General features: G+C 73.8%; 12 protein-coding genes and 2 pseudogenes. 8 read left to right on the forward strand and 6 right to left on the reverse strand.

Annotation, left to right across the window (positions count from 1 at the left end; genetic code table 11):
- Positions 1-249: pseudogene (locus tag B5M43_RS09200) on the forward strand (IS5/IS1182 family transposase); the annotation flags it as partial.
- Here the strand turns inward: B5M43_RS09200 and B5M43_RS09205 are convergent.
- The 3 genes from B5M43_RS09205 to B5M43_RS09215 form a co-directional block, all read right to left on the reverse strand.
- The gene (locus B5M43_RS09205) at positions 246-1,604 is read right to left on the reverse strand and encodes a hypothetical protein (RefSeq protein ID WP_167626821.1); all 1,359 of its coding nucleotides are present in this window, start codon (positions 1,602-1,604) and stop codon (positions 246-248) included. The pseudogene B5M43_RS09200 and the gene B5M43_RS09205 sit on opposite strands and share 4 nt — an antisense overlap.
- 81 nt (positions 1,605-1,685) lie before the next feature.
- A complete protein-coding gene (locus tag B5M43_RS09210) occupies positions 1,686-2,558 on the reverse strand; it encodes a CHAD domain-containing protein (protein ID WP_134746892.1) in 873 nt (290 codons plus the stop codon).
- Positions 2,559-2,623: 65 nt separating this feature from the next.
- Positions 2,624-3,184, reverse strand: coding sequence for a thioesterase family protein (locus tag B5M43_RS09215; RefSeq protein ID WP_134746894.1), 561 nt, complete (start codon positions 3,182-3,184; stop codon positions 2,624-2,626).
- A gap of 145 nt (positions 3,185-3,329) precedes the next feature.
- Here B5M43_RS09215 and B5M43_RS09220 point away from each other — a divergent pair, with 145 nt between their 5' ends.
- Positions 3,330-3,839, forward strand: coding sequence for a GNAT family N-acetyltransferase (locus B5M43_RS09220; protein WP_134746896.1), 510 nt, complete (start codon positions 3,330-3,332; stop codon positions 3,837-3,839).
- Positions 3,840-3,841: 2 nt separating this feature from the next.
- A complete protein-coding gene (cofE, locus tag B5M43_RS09225; RefSeq protein ID WP_134746898.1) occupies positions 3,842-4,639 on the forward strand; it encodes a coenzyme F420-0:L-glutamate ligase in 798 nt (265 codons plus the stop codon).
- Here cofE and B5M43_RS09230 read toward each other — a convergent pair.
- Complete coding sequence (locus B5M43_RS09230) at positions 4,579-8,526, reverse strand: DUF4082 domain-containing protein (protein WP_134746900.1); 3,948 nt, start codon at positions 8,524-8,526, stop codon at positions 4,579-4,581. The two genes, cofE and B5M43_RS09230, sit on opposite strands and share 61 nt — an antisense overlap.
- Before the next feature lie 140 nt (positions 8,527-8,666).
- Here B5M43_RS09230 and B5M43_RS09235 point away from each other — a divergent pair, with 140 nt between their 5' ends.
- From B5M43_RS09235 to B5M43_RS09250, 4 genes and pseudogenes are all read left to right on the forward strand, one after another.
- Positions 8,667-9,443 (forward strand): hypothetical protein, encoded by a 777-nt coding sequence (locus B5M43_RS09235; protein ID WP_134746902.1) that lies wholly within the window; start codon positions 8,667-8,669, stop codon positions 9,441-9,443.
- Positions 9,444-9,448: 5 nt separating this feature from the next.
- Positions 9,449-10,711, forward strand: coding sequence for an MFS transporter (locus B5M43_RS09240; RefSeq protein ID WP_134746904.1), 1,263 nt, complete (start codon positions 9,449-9,451; stop codon positions 10,709-10,711).
- Positions 10,708-11,733: a PD40 domain-containing protein gene (locus B5M43_RS09245; RefSeq protein WP_055993473.1), complete on the forward strand. Its 1,026-nt coding sequence runs from the start codon at positions 10,708-10,710 to the stop codon at positions 11,731-11,733. The genes B5M43_RS09240 and B5M43_RS09245 overlap by 4 nt, the downstream gene beginning before the upstream one ends.
- A 562-nt stretch (positions 11,734-12,295) precedes the next feature.
- Positions 12,296-13,363 (forward strand): annotated as a pseudogene (locus B5M43_RS09250) (S8 family serine peptidase).
- 174 nt (positions 13,364-13,537) lie between these two features.
- Here the strand turns inward: B5M43_RS09250 and B5M43_RS09255 are convergent.
- Complete coding sequence (locus B5M43_RS09255) at positions 13,538-14,320, reverse strand: enoyl-CoA hydratase-related protein (protein WP_134746906.1); 783 nt, start codon at positions 14,318-14,320, stop codon at positions 13,538-13,540.
- 159 nt (positions 14,321-14,479) lie between these two features.
- Here B5M43_RS09255 and B5M43_RS09260 point away from each other — a divergent pair, with 159 nt between their 5' ends.
- Positions 14,480-16,150: a bifunctional UDP-sugar hydrolase/5'-nucleotidase gene (locus B5M43_RS09260; RefSeq protein WP_055993467.1), complete on the forward strand. Its 1,671-nt coding sequence runs from the start codon at positions 14,480-14,482 to the stop codon at positions 16,148-16,150.
- 144 nt (positions 16,151-16,294) lie between these two features.
- Here the strand turns inward: B5M43_RS09260 and B5M43_RS09265 are convergent, their stop codons facing one another.
- Positions 16,295-17,209 carry a cytochrome b/b6 domain-containing protein gene (locus tag B5M43_RS09265; RefSeq protein WP_230667887.1) on the reverse strand — a complete coding sequence of 305 codons (915 nt, stop codon included), beginning with the start codon at positions 17,207-17,209 and terminating at the stop codon, positions 16,295-16,297.
- Positions 17,210-17,278 lie beyond the last annotated feature (69 nt).

The raw sequence follows: 17,278 nt of genomic DNA on the forward strand, positions 1-17,278 counted from the left end.
AAGGCCGTGATCCCCGAGCCGTCCGACCAGCAAGGCCACCGCAAGCGCCGCGGCTCACGCGGCGGACGCCCCGTCGGCCTCGACGCCGCCGACTACAAGGGCCGCAACGTCATCGAGCGCCGCTACTGCCACATCAAGCAATGGCGAGGACTCGCCACCCGCTACGACAAACTCGCGATCACCTACCGGGCCGCTGTCATCCTCAACGCCGTCATCGCCTGGACCCGGCAATTGTCAGACATGCCCTAGGCCCGCGCTCCCGGCGCGCGCGGGATCGGCGGCGCCCCTGGAACGGGCGGCGCACCGGGCACCGGCGGTGTGCCCGGGACCGGCGGCGCACCCGCAGCGGGCGGAACCGGCGCATCCGCGGGCGCCGGCGCCGCAGGCGTCAGCCGCTGCAGCGTGGCGTCGTAGGCGGCCGCGACCAGGGCGACCACGATCGGCTGGAGCAGGATCTCCGGGATCTCGCCCAGCGAGTTGCCGATCGCCAGCCAGAACGTCGCGAAGTCCTGCGGCCCGATGAGGCGCGTGATCGCCCACCACACCGGCACCTCGAGCGCCCCGACGATCGTGAACAGCAGGACGTATCCGCCGACGAGCACGGGGCCCGCGCGCCACATCAGCACGATCGCCTTCCAGATCGGCTCGAAGCGCGAGGTCGTGAGCTTCGACGCGTCACGCACCACGCGCCGGAACGGCGCCCGCAGTGATGCGTAGCGTCGCTTCACGCGGTCGAACCCCATGCCCGAGAGCTCGGGGGCCTTCGCGGCGACGGCGTGGCCGTAGATCGTGCCCGCGACGGTCAGCCAGGCGATCGGCAACAGCACGACGCCGCCCGTCTCGCCGACCAGCCAGACCAGCCCGTCCCACACCCACACGACCGGGAACAGCGCCTCGGCCAGCCACTCGCGCAGGTCGGCCAGCCACACCATCGCGACGCGTCCGGCGATCCACCCGCGCACCGCGTTCAGGATGTCGATCAGCAGCATGAAGGTGAACGTGACCCAGAGGCCCTCGAGGTACACCGTGACGGGGACCAGCCAGCGGCGCTTCTTCGCCCACTCGCGCCCGAGCAGCCACCGCACCGCGAACGCCGCCGCGACGATCGCGATCGACACCGGGGAGAGCACCATCTCGCCGGGGACGTAGTCCCACTCGCGCGGCGCCACGCCGGCCTCCGGTGGGGCGAAGGCCTCGACGGCCGTGATCTCCGTGCGCACCTCCAGCGCACGGAGGATGAACGCCCACATGTCGTCGGTCATGTAGCTGTACGCCGTGTACAGCGCGATGAACGGCAGCATGCCGCCGAGCATCATCCGCCCGAACTCGCGCCGGCGCTCGGCGCGGTCGACGGACCGCGGCACGAGCGCGTCGAGATGGCGCAGCCCGTCGCGCACGACCGCGAACATCGCCACGTACGCGACGAGGCGTGCGATGGGGGCGAGCGGCAGCAGCAGCGCGCCGCCGAGGTCGCTGAAGGCCCCCACCCAGCCCGCGAGCTGGATCGCCGCATAGTGCCCGATCGTGCCCGCGAGGTACCACGCGAGCAGCGCGGGCCAGTGGGCCGCGAGCAGCCGCCCCGTGGTGGCGAGGATCCCGAGCACGGGATCACGGTACCGCGCGGGATCCGGATGGACCGAGGACCGCGCATGGGCACCTCTGCGTCTCGAGACGGCGAGGCGTGCTCAGTCTCCCGTGACCTCGGCGACGAGGCGGCGGCTGCGCGACCCGTCGAGCTCGGCCCACGCGTCGGCGAAGCCGGCCCGGGCGGCCGCCTGCCGCTGCGCGAGCGCGCGATCGAGCTCCGTGCCGGCCGCCGCGGCGCCCGCGTGATCGGCGGCCTCGCGCACCAGGGCCCGCTGCGCCACCGCGTCCTGGTGCGCGCCGAGCACGTCCTGCGGGCGCTTGAGCATCTCGATCAGGGCGTCGCGCGCCTCGGGGTCGGTCAGCCCTCCGAGCCGGTCGAGCAGGTAGCGCAGCTCCTTCGCGCGCTTGCGGAGGGTGTGGAGGTGCTCGGCCGGCGAGGCGTCGTCGATCGCGCGGCCTGCGCGCGCGACCCGCTTCCAGGCGGTCGCGATGCGGCGTCCCGCCACCCGGCGCGCGGACCGCGCGGCGTCCGGGCCGTCGCCGGGCACGGCCAGGTCGCGCCGCCATCCGGCCATCAGCGCGGCGAAGCGCGCCGAGCGCAGGGTCCGCACGAGCGCGCCCCTCGCGCTCGCGCGGCGCCGCACCAGCCGAGCCCGCACGGCGGCGAGCGCGGCGGCGTCCTCGGTCTCCAGGTCGTCGAACCCGGCGAGCAGCACGTCGAGGTCGCGCAGCAGCGAGGTCCGGTCGGCGAGACGCCCCAGCTCGGCCCGGCAGCGGTCGCGCGCCTCCCTGGTCAGCACGCGGCGCCCGGCCCGGACCACCGCGCGGGCCTGGCGCACGGCCACCCGCAGGTCGTGCAGCAGCTCGGGATCCCCCGAGCGGCAGACGCCCTCCGCGGCATCGGCCACGGTGTCGTGCAGCCGCGCCAGGACGTCCGCGAAGGCCTCGCCCGCGGTCAGCGTGCTCGCCATGGGCCCGAAACTACCCGCGTGCCGGGCGGCGGCGCAGCACCCCGGGCCCGGTCGTCCGGAAGGGGTCAGCGCCAGTCGCTGGGCGCGGGACGGCGCGTCGACGGCAGCGCCGCGTGCTCCGCCCACTCGTGCAGCCACGCGGGCACCTCTGGCAGCTCGTCGGGCAGGTCCACCGCCGCGAGGACCTCCTCGAGCGGGACGGTCCCGCCGCTGCGCCGCAGCATCCGAGCCCGGATCACCGCGCTGGCGTAGATCTCGCCGCGCACGACGGCGCGGTGCTCGAGGTAGAGGGCGCGGTCGTCGTGGCCGATCCAGCGCGTCTGCACCTCGAACCGCTGCCAGAGGTTCAGCGACTTGCGGAAGGTCACCGTCTCGCTGCTGACGACGGGGTACCAGCCGCGCTCGTCCATGGTCGCCATGAGGTCGGTGCGGATCATCAGGTCCCAGCGGCCGAGGTCGAACAGGGACAGGTAGCGGCCGTTGTTCATGTGGCGCAGCACGTCGATGTCGGTCGGCAGGGTGGTGAGACGCACGCGTCCCACCGCGGTCATCGGAAGGGGCCCCTCGCGCCGGCGGCGCAGCCGCGCGCGGAGCATGACGATGAGGGTCCGCCAGATCACGTTCACAGGTCGCGATGCTGGCACATCCGACCCGGATCCGGGGCGTCCGTTGTCCGGCTCCGACAAGCGCCCCAGCCCGATCCGGTGGGCGCATGTCTCCGCTCGACGGCGCCGATTTCCGGCCGGGGCGGACGATGCGTAGAGTCTGGCCATGGCGACCGTCACCCCCACCGATCTGCTGATCCGACCGATCCGCGACGTGGACGCCGAGGCCATGGGCCGCGTGCACGCCAAGGTCTGGCACGAGACCTACGACGGCCTCATCTCGAGCGCGACCCTCGAGAACGTCTCACCCCGCCGCATGGCGGAGCTGTGGACGCACTACACCTCCCAGAGCGACGAGATCCGGCACGCCGCCGCGCTCGTGAACGGCGAGATCGTGGGCTTCGCGGCCTCGGGTCCCGCGCGCGATCAGGACGCCCCGGCGCCGCGCGAGTTCTACTTCGTCTACCTGCTGGACTCGTGGCACCGGAAGGGCATCGGCCGCGCGCTGTTCGACGCGGTCGTGGACGACGGCGAGCCGCTGTACCTGTGGCTGGCGGAGCGGTACCCCGGCGCGCGCGACTTCTACGAGAAGCGCGGCTTCCGCCTGGACGGCGCCCGGCGCGACGAGCCGTTCCTCGGTGAGACGCTCACCGAGGTGCGGTACGTGCGCCCCTGACCGTGCTCACGGTCTGGCCGCTGACGGGGATCCCCGAGATCACCGTCGGCACGGACCTGGTCGAGGTCATCGCGACCGCACTCGACGGCTCGGCTGAGCCGCTGCGGGACGGCGACATCCTCGTCGTGACCAGCAAGATCGTCTCCAAGGCGGAAGGCCGCTTCGTCGAGGCCGACGATCGCGAGGACGCGATCACGGCCGAGACGGTGCGCGTCGTCGCGACCCGCACGTCGGAGTCCGGGCACGTGACGAGGATCGTGGAGAACCGACTCGGCATCGTGTCGGCAGCCGCCGGCGTGGACGCGTCGAACACCCCCGAGGGGACGGTGCTGCTGCTCCCCGTGGATCCGGATGCGTCGGCGCGGGCGATCGCGGAGGGCCTGCGCGAGCGGCTCGGTGTGGGAGTGGGCGTGCTCGTCTCCGACACGCTCGGCCGCGCCTGGCGCGACGGCCAGACGGATCACGCCATCGGGGCCGGCGGCGTTCACGTGTTCGAGGACCTGCGCGGCACGACCGACGCGCAGGGCCGGCCGCTGCACGTCACGCTCCCCTGCGTGGCGGACGAGCTGTGCGCCGCGGCGGACCTCGTCAAGGGCAAGGCCACGGGCCTGCCGGTCGCGGTCGTCCGCGGACGCGGCGACCTGGTCGGCCCCCTCGACCTGCCCGGCGCGCGCATCATCCCGCGCACGGGCCCGCGGGACATGTTCCGGCTCGGGGCCGACGAGGCCTACGCGGAGGGCTACGCCGCCGGCTCGGCCGCCGCCGCGGGCGGCCGCTCGAACACCACGTCGACGAAGTAGCTGCTCGCACGGTACGAGCTCTGCGGGAAGCCGCCGCCGTACACGTACCGCCCGTTCGCGGCGCCCGCCGTCAGCGGGCCCGCGGACACGGCACCGCCCGCGAAGTAGTCGGTCGTGACCGCGTACCCGCCCGACGGGGCGAGGTAGGAGACGACGTACGACGTCCCGGCGGACACGGCCACGGGCGTGTCGAAGTACGCGGTCTGCCACCCGATCCCCGCGTCGGCCGGGAACGTGACGGTGGCCAGCGCCTCGCCGCCCGCGCTCCACAGCGTGCCGGTGTGGGGTCCGGTGTTGGCCTCGCCCCGGTAGAACCGCACGCCGGTCACGAGCCCCGCCTCTCCGGGCGTGAACTCGAGCCCGAGCTCGACGCGCGAGCGGTCGCCCGCCGAGGCTGTCGCCGGCCTCTGCCCCGCGAACAGCGTGCACGGGCACCCGTCCGGGGCCGCGGTCTCGAACGTCCAGGTCGCCGGCGGCCCGCCGGTGCCCGTGACGTCGACCGTGTACCGGGTCTTGGCCGCGAGGGGGCCGTCCGGGTCGAACGCGAGCACGCGGCCGTCCGCCGAGACCGAGGTCGCGCCGGGCACCGCTCCGGCGGCGGAGGTCACGGTCAGGGTCGCTCCCGCCGCGACGGGGATGTCGAAGCGCGCCGTCACGACCGCGTCGGCGGCCGCCCCCAGCGCGCCGGACTCGGGCGTCGCCTCGAGCAGCGCCGGGACGGGGTCGTCCGGGTGGAACAGCACGTCGACCAGGTACTGGCCCGCGCCGCGATCGCCCGGGAACCCGCTGCCGTACGTGTAGGCCCCGCCGTTCGCCGGCACGCTGAGGGGTCCGCGCGCGTATCCGGACGCGAAGGTGCCGGCCGTGTACGCGTACCGTCCCGCGGGCGCGCGGTAGGACGCGATGTACTCGACGCCCGGCTGGACGGCGACCGGCTGCGCGAACGTCACGGTCTGCCAGCCCTGCGTGCTCTCGTCCGCAAAGGCCGCCTCCGCGAGTCGCGTGCCGTCCGCCGCCCACAGCGCCCCCGTGTGCGCGCCCGTGTTCCCGGGCCCCTTGTAGAACCGGACCGCGCTGATCCGCCCCGGATCCCGGACCGTGAACCGCACCCCCAGCGTGACGGGACCGGGGTCGGGCACCTCGAGGATCGTCGGCTGCGCGCTCTCGGCGAAGAGCGAGCACGGGCACTCCCCCTCGGGCCGGTCCGCGGGCGCCGTCGTGAACGACCACCCGGCCTCCCCCTGGATGCCCTCGCCGCGCGAGTCCACGGCCTCGAGGGCGATCGTGTACCGGGTGCCGTGTGCGAGCGGCTGGGCCGGCGCGAAGGTCGCCCGGCGGGCGGTCGCGTCGTACGCGACCTGCCCGGCCACCGCGGTGCCGTCCTCGGCCGTCACGGCGATCCGAAGGGTCGCCGGATCCACCGGCTTCGACAGCGTCGCGCCGATCTCGGCGCTCACCGCCACGCTGCTCGAGCCCGGCGGCGGGGTGCGGGAGCCGAGGGTCAGCGGCAGGTCCTCGGGGGTGCTGAACAGCACGTCCACGAAGTAGTGGCTCGATCCGTAGCGGAGCGACGGGTACGCGCCCGGCCACGCGTACACGCCGGCGGCGGGGACCCCGAACCCGCCCGCGACGGTGAGCGGGGGCGCCTCGAGCCCGCGCGACCAGAACACGTCGGCGGCGGCCGAGTAGCGGCCGACGGGCGCGGTGTACGACACGACGTACGCGGCCCCGGCGGTCAGCGGGACGGGCGTCGCGAAGGTCGCGGTCTGCCATCCGGTGGCCGTCTCGTCGCGGAAGGTGACGGCGCTCAGCCGCTCCCCGTCGGCCGACCAGAGCGAGCCGACGTGGCTTCCGGTGTTGCCCGGGCCCTTGTAGAACCGCACGCCGGACGCGTACCCGTCGATGCGCGGCGAGAAGCGGAGACCCAGCTCGACGCCGGAGCTGTCGTCCAGCGCGGGCTGCGCCGGCACCGCGGAGCCGAAGACGCTGCACGGGCAGCGCACGTCCACGTCGACGCGGGCGGGCTCGCCGATGTTCGCGCTGTCGTCGACCGCCCGGGCGAGCAGCGGGACGACTCCGGCGCCCTGCTGGATGTACTCGTAGGTCCACCGGTCGCGGCCGGCCGCCGGGTGCCAGGTCGCGCCGCCGTCGGTCGAGACCTCGACGCCGGCGACGCGCCCGCCGCCCGTGTCGGCCGCGGTGCCCGTCGCGACCACGGCGGTGCCGTTCGCGACATCCTCCCCCGGCGCGGGCGCGGCGATCGCGACCGTCGGGGCGGTCGTGTCCGCGGACGCGGCGGCCCGGACCAGGCCGTCCTGGAGCGTGACGGGCTGGGCGCCCATGTCGGCGAGCAGATTCACGGTCGCCTGCTGCATGCGCGGATCGGCGGGCGCCCCGGCGCCGTCGTGCGTCTGATCCAGTCCCCACGCCCACTGCACGCTCGCGGACGAGAACACCAGGGCGCCGGAGGGCGCGCGGTACAGGGTCGTGTGATGCGTCGTGGATCCGGGCGCGACCCTGCTGCCGAAGTCCTGCAGGTACTCCGGCACGTCACCGACCGTGGTCGACAGGCGGATGAGCCCCTCGGGCCGGAACCCGTTGTCCAGGTCCTCGTTCGACTCGTACCCGACCGTGTGCGGCGCCAGCTGGGCGCTCGTCCCGGGTGGCAGGTCGGCCAGCGGCGTGTGGCGCCACAGCCGCAGGCGCCCCTCGCCCGCCGACACCGTCACCGGCAGGTCGGAGTAGTTGACCATGTAGGCCGTGCCGGTCAGGGCGTTCTCCGGCAGCCCGCCGCCACGCTCGGGCGGCGCGAACCGGGGATCGCGCCAGGTCCCCGTCCATTCCGGCGAGGGGTCGATCTTGCCGCCGCTCCACGTCTCCTTGTACGAGGTCATGGTGCGGTACGGCGGCGCGCCGCCGGGCGCCGCGCTCTCCCAGCGGATGCGCCAGTACGCCTCGTTGCCGGTGAAGAACGCGAGGTGGACGCCGGCGTCCCGCGCGGCCTCGATGTTCGCGCGCTGAGGCCCGGACCAGTACTCGTCGTGCCCGGTCGAGGTGAAGATCCTGTGGTTGCGGATGAGCTCGCCCCGCCGATCCGAGTCGACCCCCGTCGTGTAGCTCACGTCGTACCCGTTGCGCTCGAGGAAGCGGACCATCGCGTACTCGGAGGAGAAGTAGAAGTCGCGGCCGGACATCACGCCCCGCGTCGCGAACGGGCGGTTGTAGCTGACCTGGTACGCCCGGCCGTCCATGCCGCCCTGGTAGAAGCTGCGCCCGCCGTAGGTGTTGTAGGCGTGCCACGTGGTGTCGGAGGTCTGGAACAGGATGTCGGAATCGCTCGCGTCGTCGCGCACGACGAACGTGATGTGGCTCGCCCCGTCCGTGTCGGGCCGATGGAGCTTCGCGACGTACACCCCCGACACCGCGGTCGCGGGGACCTGCCACGTGGCGGAGACCGCCCATGTGCCGCAGTCGTAGAGGTCGGTGGTCTCGTCCGGCGCGCAGTCGGGCTGCCGCTGGGGCAGCGCGGCCGACGGCTCGACCGTCGCGATCTCGCGCGCGCCCCTGCCCTGGTACCACCCGGTCCGGTAGATCGTGATCGAGTAGTCGCGCGCGGTGGTGTCGATCTTGAAGTCGATGCTCCCGCCGACGTTCACGCTGATGTCGGTGGCGAACCCCTGGATGTCGTCGGAGCCCGCGCCGGAGATGTCCCAGACCTCGGGGTCGGTGCCGGGCTTGGAGTTCTCGCACGCGATCTCGTTGCCCTCGGGCCCGCACGGCCCCGATGCGGCCGCGGCGGGCGATGCGAACGGCAGCGCGATCGGCCCCAGGAGCAGGCCGACCGCCAGGATCGCCGCGAGTCGTCGTGACTGCGCTGGTCTCGTCATCGTTCCTCCGCTGTCGAGGGGCCGCGATGGGGCCCGGCCGCCGTGCGCGGCGTGTATCAGGAGCGGCCGCGGCGGCTCCTGATACACCGACATGCGCAGACGAGCCCGCGCCCGCGGGCCGCGCGGAGGGGATGACCGGGATGCCCGAGGCGGACGACGGCACGGCGCGCGGCGAGGCGCACCCGCGCCGCGCCGCCCTGATCCGGCTGGCGGCGGCCGTGGCGATCGGCGCCGCGATCGGCGTGGGGCTCTTCGTGTGGGCCGGCTCGCCCGGGGGCGGCGGCGATCGCCCCGCGGCCGAGGGAACGGGCGGCGCGGAGACGCGCACGGAGGCCCCCGCGGACGAGGGCCGGCCTGCGGACGCGCCTCCGGACGACGTCGCCGACGGTCCCTCGCCGGACGACGGCTCCGCGGATGGAGGCGATCCCGGGGATCCCGGGGACTCGGACGGGGACGAGCCGGGCGCGAACAGCCCGGGCATCGAGATGGCGCCCGAGCCGGATCCGTCCGCGCCCCCGCCCGGCAGCGTCGGCGAGCTGCCGCCGCGCCCGGACCTCGAGATCCCCGCCGGACCGGACATGCCGGTGTCGGAGGTCGACGGCCTGGTGGACGGCTTCCCGGTCGAGGTCATCGCGGTCGCCCGCACCGCCACGGTCCTGTCGTCGTCGGTGTCGAGCGACGGGAGCCGGCTGCACGCCTCGGTCGAGGCGACCGACTCGCGCTCGGTCGCGGAGGTGATGGACGGGTACACGGGACTGCTGGGAGAGCTGGGCTTCACCTGGACCGTGATCGGCGCGACCGACGGCGGCACCGCGATCTCCTTCACGCGCGAGGGCCACATGGTCGTGGTCAGCGCGCGGCCCGAGGCAGAGGGCTCGCTGTTCACCGTCCTGGGCATCCTGGACGAGGCGGGCTGACCCGCATGTACATCAGCCTGCGCGACCGACCGAAGGCGGAGCCCGTCGGGCGCGCCCGCCGCGGGCGCGTCTCGTCCACCGTCGTCACGCTCGGGGTCGTGTCGCTGCTCACGGACGTCTCGTCCGAGTCGGTGGCGGCGGTCCTGCCGCTGTACCTCACGAGCGCCATGGGGCTCTCGCTGCTGGCCTACGGCGTCGTGGACGGGATCTTCCAGGGGGCGAGCGCGGTGGTGCGCATCGGCGGCGGCTGGGTCTCCGACCGCACCGACCGGCCGAAGTGGGTGGCGTTCTGCGGCTACCTGCTGTCGGCGTTCAGCCGCGGCTGGCTCGTCGCGGCGCAGGGCTTCGCGGCGGTGGCCGCTCTCGTCACGATCGACCGGATCGGCAAGGGCATCCGCACCGCGCCCCGCGACGCGATCATCGCGGCGAGCGCCGATCCCGACGACCAGGCGCGCGCGTTCGGCGTGCACCGCGCCCTCGACACGGTCGGGGCGGCCCTGGGCCCGCTGCTCGCGTTCGTGATCCTCGCGGTCGTCCCGGGCGGATACACGGTCGTGTTCGTGCTGTCGCTGGGGTCCGCGGTCGTCGGCGTGACGATCCTGGGGCTGCTCGTCCCGGATCGCCGGCCGCGACGGGAGCGCGCGGCGACCGGCACGCGGCCCGCGCCGTTCCGCTGGCGGCACCTGGCCGAGCCGCGCCTGCGCCGGCTGCTCGTGGTCGTGGGCGCGCTCAGCCTGCTGACGATCGGCGACGGGTTCCTGTACCTGTCCCTGCAGGATCGCGACGACTTCGCCGCGCACTGGTTCCCCCTGCTCTACGTCGGGACGAACGCCGTGTACATCGCGCTCGCGGTCCCCCTCGGGCGGCTCGCCGACCGGTGGGGCCGCACCCGCGTGCTCGTGCTCGGCCACCTCGGCCTGCTCGGCGCGTACGCGTGCGCGCTCGTGCCTGCCCAGGGCGCCGGCCCGACGCTGGCGTGCCTCGCGCTGCTCGGGGCCTTCTACGCCGCCACCGATGGCGTGCTGGCCGCCGTGGCGGGCTCGCTCGTGGACCCGGCCGCGCGGGCGAGCGCGATCGGCGCCGCGCAGACCGTCGTCGCGGTGTGCCGGATGGTCGCCGCCACGGCGTTCGGCGCGCTCTGGTTCGCGCTGGGGCGCACGGAATCCCTGCTCGTGGTCGCGATCCTGCTGGCGCTCGCCGTGCCGTGCTGCCTGATCGCGCTCTCCCGCCTCGCCAGGCGGAGCCGCCCCGCGGAGGCGGCTCCGTGAGCGCGCGGACGCCGGGCGACCGGGTCCGCGGCCTGCTCGTGGCGGCGGTCGTCGTCGCGGCCACGGCCGGCGTCGTGGCGGTCGGCCTCGGCGCCTACGCCGACCACGTCGCGGTCCGCGACACGGCGGCGCCGGTCCCGCGGATGGAGGTCGCGGACGTCGAGGACGGTCCGCGCGTGGTGTTCCGCAGCACGGCGCCGGGGGCGGAGTACGGCAGGGTCGCCATGGTGCCGCTCGCCGATCCGGTCGGGCCCCGCGCATTCACCGACGTGACGTGCGAACGCGTCGACGTCGGCGGCGACCGCGTCGCCTGCCTGCGCACCGAGCGCGGCGTCGTGACGACGTTCGCGGCGCAGCTGCTGGACGAGGGGTGGCGGGTCGCGGGATCCTGGCCGCTCGCCGGCCTGCCCAGCCGCACCCGCCTGTCGGACGACGGCGCGCTCGTCGCGACGACGACCTTCGTGACGGGCCACTCGTACGCCGGATCCGGGTTCTCGACACGCACGGAGATCCGCTCGGCGAGGGACGGCGAGGTCGTGGCCGGCGATCTCGAGGAGCTCGCGCTGCTCGTCGACGGGCGTCCGCTCACGGCGGCCGACCGTAACCTGTGGGGCGTGACCTTCGCGGGCGGCGACGCGTTCTACGCGACCGCGGCCTCGGGCGGGCGGACCTGGCTGGTCCGCGGCGACCTCGCGGAGCGCACCCTCACGGCCGTGCGCCCGGACGCGGAGTGCCCCTCGATCTCGCCGGACGGGACCCGGCTCGCGTACAAGAAGGACCGCGGCGAGCGCGACTGGGGCATCGCGGTGCTCGACCTGGAGACCGGCGAGGAGCTCATCCTGCCGGAGGCCCGGTCCGTCGACGATCAGCTCGAGTGGCTGGACGACGAGACCCTCCTCTACGGCCTGCCGCGGCCCGACGAGCCGGGCGCCGCCGACGTCTGGTCGATCCGCGTGGATCCGTCGGCGGAGCCGCGGCTCTTCCTGCCGCACGCCTGGTCGCCCGCGGTCGTCCGCGGCTGAGCTGCCCGGGCGGGCGGCGGCGGGTGTCCGGGCACCGCACGGAGCACCTTCCCGCGCGCGCATCGCGCTGGATACGCTCGCCGCCATCGGCCGGCGGCGCGACGAGGCGTCCTCCCGCGAAGAGCGGGCCCGGCCGAGCCGGTCGAACCCGGCCGGCTTCGCCCTTCGAACGGAGACAGGGATGAATCGCGAGGTGATCGGAGCTGCGTGCGCCACCGCGCTCGCAGCCGGACTGCTCGGCCTGGCCGGAGCCCCGGCGAGCGCCGCGGGACCGGAGCAGAACTACCTCGTGGTCGGTCCGCAGAGCGGCGGCACCGCCTCGGCCCAGGCCCACGTCAAGGCCGCCGGCGGCACCGTCGTGGCCGCCTACGACCAGATCGGCGTCGTCGTGGCGACGTCCACCGCGCCGGACTTCGCGTCGCGCGTCGGCGGAGGCCTCCAGGTCGCGTCGACCGAGGGGCTCGGCACCCCGCTCGACGACGAGGAGACCACGGCGGTCGACCCGGCGGCGCTCACGCCCGGCGACCCGACGGCCGAGCCGCTGTGGGGCCTGCAGTGGGACATGACCCAGATCGACGTCGACGACGCGCACGCCGTGACCACCGGCGACTCGTCGATCGTGGTGGGCGTGCTCGACTCGGGCATCTCGCCCACGCACCCGGACCTCGCCTCGCAGATCGCGGCCGACCAGAGCGCCTCCTGCCTGGGCGGCGTGGTCGACACGAGCGTCGCCGCGTGGAGCCCGACGACCTCGGATCACGGCACGCACGTCGCCGGCACCATCGCGGCCGCGATCAACGGCGTCGGGATGGCGGGCGTCGCGCCCGGCGTGAAGGTCGCGTCGGTGAAGGTCGTGAACGACGACGGCTTCATCTACCCGGAGGCCGCGATCTGCGGGTTCCTGTGGGCGGCCGACCACGGCATGCCGATCACCAACAACAGCTACTTCATCGATCCGTGGGAGTTCAACTGCGTGAACGACCCGCGCCAGCGCCCGGTGTGGCTCGCGGTGCAGCGCGCGATCGCGTACTCGACCGCGAAGGGCACGCTGACGATCGCGTCGGCCGGCAACAGCAACGTCGACCTCGCGCACACGTTCACCGACTCGCACAGCCCGAACGACGGCAGCTACCCCGTCGAGGACCGCACCATCACCGGCGCGTGCCGCGACCTCCCCGCCGAGGCGCCCGGCGTCATGACGGTGTCGGCCGTCGGACCCGCCGAGCTGAAGAGCTACTACTCGTCGTAAGGCATCGGCGTGGTCGACGTGGCCGCGCCCGGCGGCGACAGCCGCTGGCGCAACCCGGCGGTGTCGAACCCGGCGGACGCCATCCTGTCGACCACGTACAACGCGGCGACCGGCGTCAACGGCTGGGGCTACAAGCAGGGCACGTCGATGGCGAGCCCGCACGCCGCCGGCGTCGCGGCGCTCGCGCTGTCGGCGAACCCCGGGCTGTCGGCCGGACAGCTCAGCGCGCTGGTGGAGAGCCAGGCGACGCCGCTGCCGTGCCCCGAGGGCGTGTACGACCCGCGCCCGGGCCTGCCGCAGTACCAGGCCGAGTGCCAGGGCGGGGCCCGCAACGGCTTCTACGGAGCCGGCAACGTCGACGCCCTCGCGGTCGTCGACTGATCCCCGCTGCGGAGGCGCCGGGCGCGCGATGCCCGGCCCCTCCGTCGTCCCCGGGCGGCGTCGGCGCCCCCGAACGAGACTGGTCCCGGGCGACGAGACTGGTGTCGGCGACACCAGTCTCGGGCCCCGGGACCAGTCAACGCACGTGCGCCGAGCGACCGCGCGCCCCGGACCTCAGCGGTGCCTGAACTCGGGAGCGCGCTTCTCGCGGAAGGCGGCCATGCCCTCCTTCTGGTCCTCCGTGTCGAACATCGCCGCGAACAGGTGCTTCTCGAGCCGCAGCCCCTCGCGCAGCGGCACCTCGAGAGCTCCGTCGAGCGCCTCCTTCGCCGCGTAGACCGCGGTCAGCGGCTTGCCGGCGATCGCCTCGGCGAGCTTCCCGGCCTCGGCGAGCAGCTCCGCGGCCGGCACGATGCGCGACACCAGGCCGATGCGCTCGGCCTCGGTCGCGTCGATGATGCGCCCCGACAGCACGAGCTCCGCCGCCTTGAAGTAGCCGACCGCGCGCACGAGGCGCTGCGTGCCGCCCATGCCCGGGATGACGCCCAGCGTGATCTCCGGCTGGCCGAACTTCGCGGTGTCGGCCGCGAGGATGACGTCGCACATCATGGCGAGCTCGCACCCGCCGCCGAGCGCGTATCCGGAGACGGCGGCGATCACGGGCGTGCGGACGTCGGCGAACGTCTGCCAGCCCTGGAAGTGATGGCCCACGGCGACGTCGCGGCCGTGCAGGCCCTCCATCTCCTTGATGTCGGCGCCGGCGGCGAACGCGCGCTCGGAGCCGGTCACGACGATCGCGCCGATGCCCTCGTCGGCGTCGAACGCGAGCGACGCGTGCACGATGTCGCGCATCACCTGCGCGTTCAGGGCGTTCAGGGCCTCGGGACGGTGGACCGTGATCCATCCGACGCGGCCGCGCGTCTCGACCCGGATCGTCTCGTACGGGGTGTCGGTCATCGTGCCTCCTCGCTGAGTGTGCGAGTCCAGCATGCCCCACGGACCGCCCGCCCGGATCCGTGCCGTGTCGCGTCGTTCACCTCGACGAAACCTCCGGGACGTAAGACTGGACACGCGCGTCCGATCGGTCGCGCGTCACCCCACCCCCGGAGGACCGCGATGCCATCTTCCCTCAGCCGCCGATCGCCTCTCGGCCGCCGCCTGCTCGCCACCACGGCCGCCGCCGCGACCGCCGGCGCCCTTGCGCTCGTGCCGTTCGCCGCGCACGGTGCGACCGGCGAGGACGACATCACCGAGGTGAAGGTCCTCACCATCAACGACTTCCACGGCCGCATCCAGGCCAACCGCGACGAGGCCGGCGCCGCCGTGCTCGCCGGCGCGGTCGCCCAGTACCGCGCCGCGAACCCGAACACGCTGTTCGTGTCGGCGGGCGACAACATCGGCGCCTCGACGTTCACGTCGTTCATCGCCGACGACGAGCCCACGATCGACGCGCTGTCGGCCGCGGGGCTCGACCTCAGCGCGGTGGGCAACCACGAGTTCGACCAGGGCTACGACGACCTGATCGACCGGGTCATCCCGAGCTACGGCGGCGGGGACTACGCGCTCGGCGCGAACGTGTACCACCGCGGCACGACCGACCCGGCGCTGCCCGAGTACGCGATCCGCGAGGTCGACGGCGTGCGGATCGGATTCATCGGCACCGTCACGTCCGACACCGGCACGCTGGTGAGCCCCGCCGGGGTCGCCGACATCGAGTTCGGCAGCCAGCTGGAGGCGGCGAACCGCGTCGCCAAGGAGATCGACAAGCAGACCGACGTCATCGTGCTGCTGTCGCACTCGGGCGCCGAGAGCACGGACTGCGCGGGCATCGCGACCGAGCAGTCGGATTACGGCGACCTGGTGCGCGAGGCGTCGCACCGCATCGACGCGATCGTGTCGGGCCACACGCACCAGCTGTACGCGTGCGAGATCGGCGACCGCCCGGTCATCCAGGCGCACCAGTACGGCACGACGCTCGGCGCTCTCGACATCGTCGTGGACGCGAAGAAGAACAAGAACAAGCTCGTCTCGATCACGGGATCGACGATCGATCTGGTCGGCGGCGGCACCGTGTACCCGGCCGACCCCGAGGTGCAGGCGATCGTCGACGCGGCCGTGGCCGAGGCCGAGGTGCTCGGCTCGGTCGAGGTCGGGAAGATCTCGGCGGACATCCTGCGCGGCGGCGACCCCGCCGGCTCGGACCGCGGCGTCGAGTCGACCATGGGCAACCTGGTCGCCGACATCTACCTGTGGGCCACGAGCGAGTACGAGAACTACGGCGGCACCGTGCCCGCGCAGATCGCGCTCATGAACCCGGGCGGCCTGCGCGACGACCTGCGGTTCGAGGGCGACGGGACCGTCACCTACGCGGACGTCGCGGCCGTGCAGCCGTTCGGCAACACGCTCGTGACGCTCACCCTCACGGGCGCGCAGCTCGAGCAGGTGCTCGAGGAGCAGTGGCAGCCGGGCAGCGAGCGGCCGAAGCTGCACCTGGGCGTCTCCGAGGGCTTCTCCTACGAGTACGTCGAGGACGCGCCCGCGGGCGAGCACATCGTGTCGATGAGCTACCAGGGTGCGCCGATCGCGCCGACCGACGAGTTCGTGATCGTCACCAACTCGTTCCTCGCGGCGGGCGGCGACGGCTTCGCGACCCTCGCGGACGGCGCCGGCACCGCCGACTCGGGCCTGGTCGACCTGTCGGCCACGGTCGACTACTTCGAGGCGAAGCAGGTCGTCGACCCGGCGCCGCTCGGTCGCGCGATCGTCAGCGGGACCACGGCCCCGTGACACCGCTCCTGCGTCGTCGACAGGGGGTCGCGCCTTCGGCGCGCTGACGACGCAGTGGTCCGGGTGAGGCACTCCCCGGACGATGAGGCCCCCGCCGTTTTCGGGTGACGGCGGGGGCCTTTCCCTGTCCTGCGGCTCGGCCCGTCAGCGGGTGGGGCGCATCCGGACGTCGCCGAAGCGCTGCGCGATCGGGGCGATCAGCCGGTCCCGCGCAGCGATCCATCCGGCGGCCATCGCGAGCAGCGACAGCACGAAGATCCAGAAGCCGGTCCAGTTCACGGCGTCCTGGCCGCCGTACATGGTGTTGAGGTTGCGCAGCGCGTCGGTCGCGAGCACCAGCCCGACGTGCACGATCACGAAACCGACGAAGAACAGCATCACCGGGAAGTGCAGCGCCTTGGCGAGGTCGAACGGGATCGCCCGGTTGAGCCTCTCGGCATCGCGCGGCCAGAACGCGCTCAGGCGGAAGCCCGTGATGATCGCGAGCGGCGACGCCACGAACACGATCGCGAAGTAGAAGAGCTGCTGCAGGCCGTTGTAGCCGGTCCATCCGCTGTGCGTCGGCCAGTCCAGCGACGTGTACTGGATGAGCGCCGACAGCGCGTGCGGGAAGACGTCCCAGCTGGTCGGGATCACGCGCACCCAGGCCCCGGTCGCGAACAGCAGCACGACGTACAAGAGCCCATTGGCGATCCAGAGCAGGTCGATCATGATGTGGAACCACATCGTCAGGCTCATCCGGCGCTTCTTCACGCGGCGAGACGTCCACAGCCCGCTCGGGGTCTTCTCGCCGCGGATCCGGATGCCGGACCGGATGATCAGCAGCAGGAAGAACCCGTTCAGGAAGTGCGTCCACGACAGCCAGGCCGGGATGCCGACGCCCATCCCCTCGGGCATCGGCGCCGTGCCGGGGTACGCGGCGAGGAACGCCTCGACCGGCTCGAGCGAGGCGATCCAGCGGGTGAGGAACACGACGACGAAGGCGCCGAGCGCGAGCGTCGCGGCCCCGAAGAGCCCGTAGACGACACGCAGCGGCATCGGAAGGCGGACGAGGGTCACCAGAGCATCATGCCAAGCCGCGCCCGTGAGCACGGTGCGACCGCGACACAGGACGACACAACGTGGTTC

Origin of the sequence: Microbacterium sp. MEC084 (genome assembly GCF_004514465.2) — a bacterium.
Lineage (GTDB): Bacteria > Actinomycetota > Actinomycetes > Actinomycetales > Microbacteriaceae > Microbacterium.

Excerpts from the sequence above, each read along its gene's own strand:
- B5M43_RS09235 (WP_134746902.1), top strand. The coding sequence starts at position 8,667 with ATGCCCGAGGCGGACGACGGCACGGCGCGCGGCGAGGCGCACCCGCGC.
- B5M43_RS09220 (WP_134746896.1), top strand. The coding sequence starts at position 3,330 with ATGGCGACCGTCACCCCCACCGATCTGCTGATCCGACCGATCCGCGAC.
- B5M43_RS09255 (WP_134746906.1), bottom strand. The coding sequence starts at position 14,320 with ATGACCGACACCCCGTACGAGACGATCCGGGTCGAGACGCGCGGCCGC.
- B5M43_RS09230 (WP_134746900.1), bottom strand. The coding sequence starts at position 8,526 with ATGACGAGACCAGCGCAGTCACGACGACTCGCGGCGATCCTGGCGGTC.
- B5M43_RS09260 (WP_055993467.1), top strand. The coding sequence starts at position 14,480 with ATGCCATCTTCCCTCAGCCGCCGATCGCCTCTCGGCCGCCGCCTGCTC.
- B5M43_RS09240 (WP_134746904.1), top strand. The coding sequence starts at position 9,449 with ATGTACATCAGCCTGCGCGACCGACCGAAGGCGGAGCCCGTCGGGCGC.
- B5M43_RS09210 (WP_134746892.1), bottom strand. The coding sequence starts at position 2,558 with ATGGCGAGCACGCTGACCGCGGGCGAGGCCTTCGCGGACGTCCTGGCG.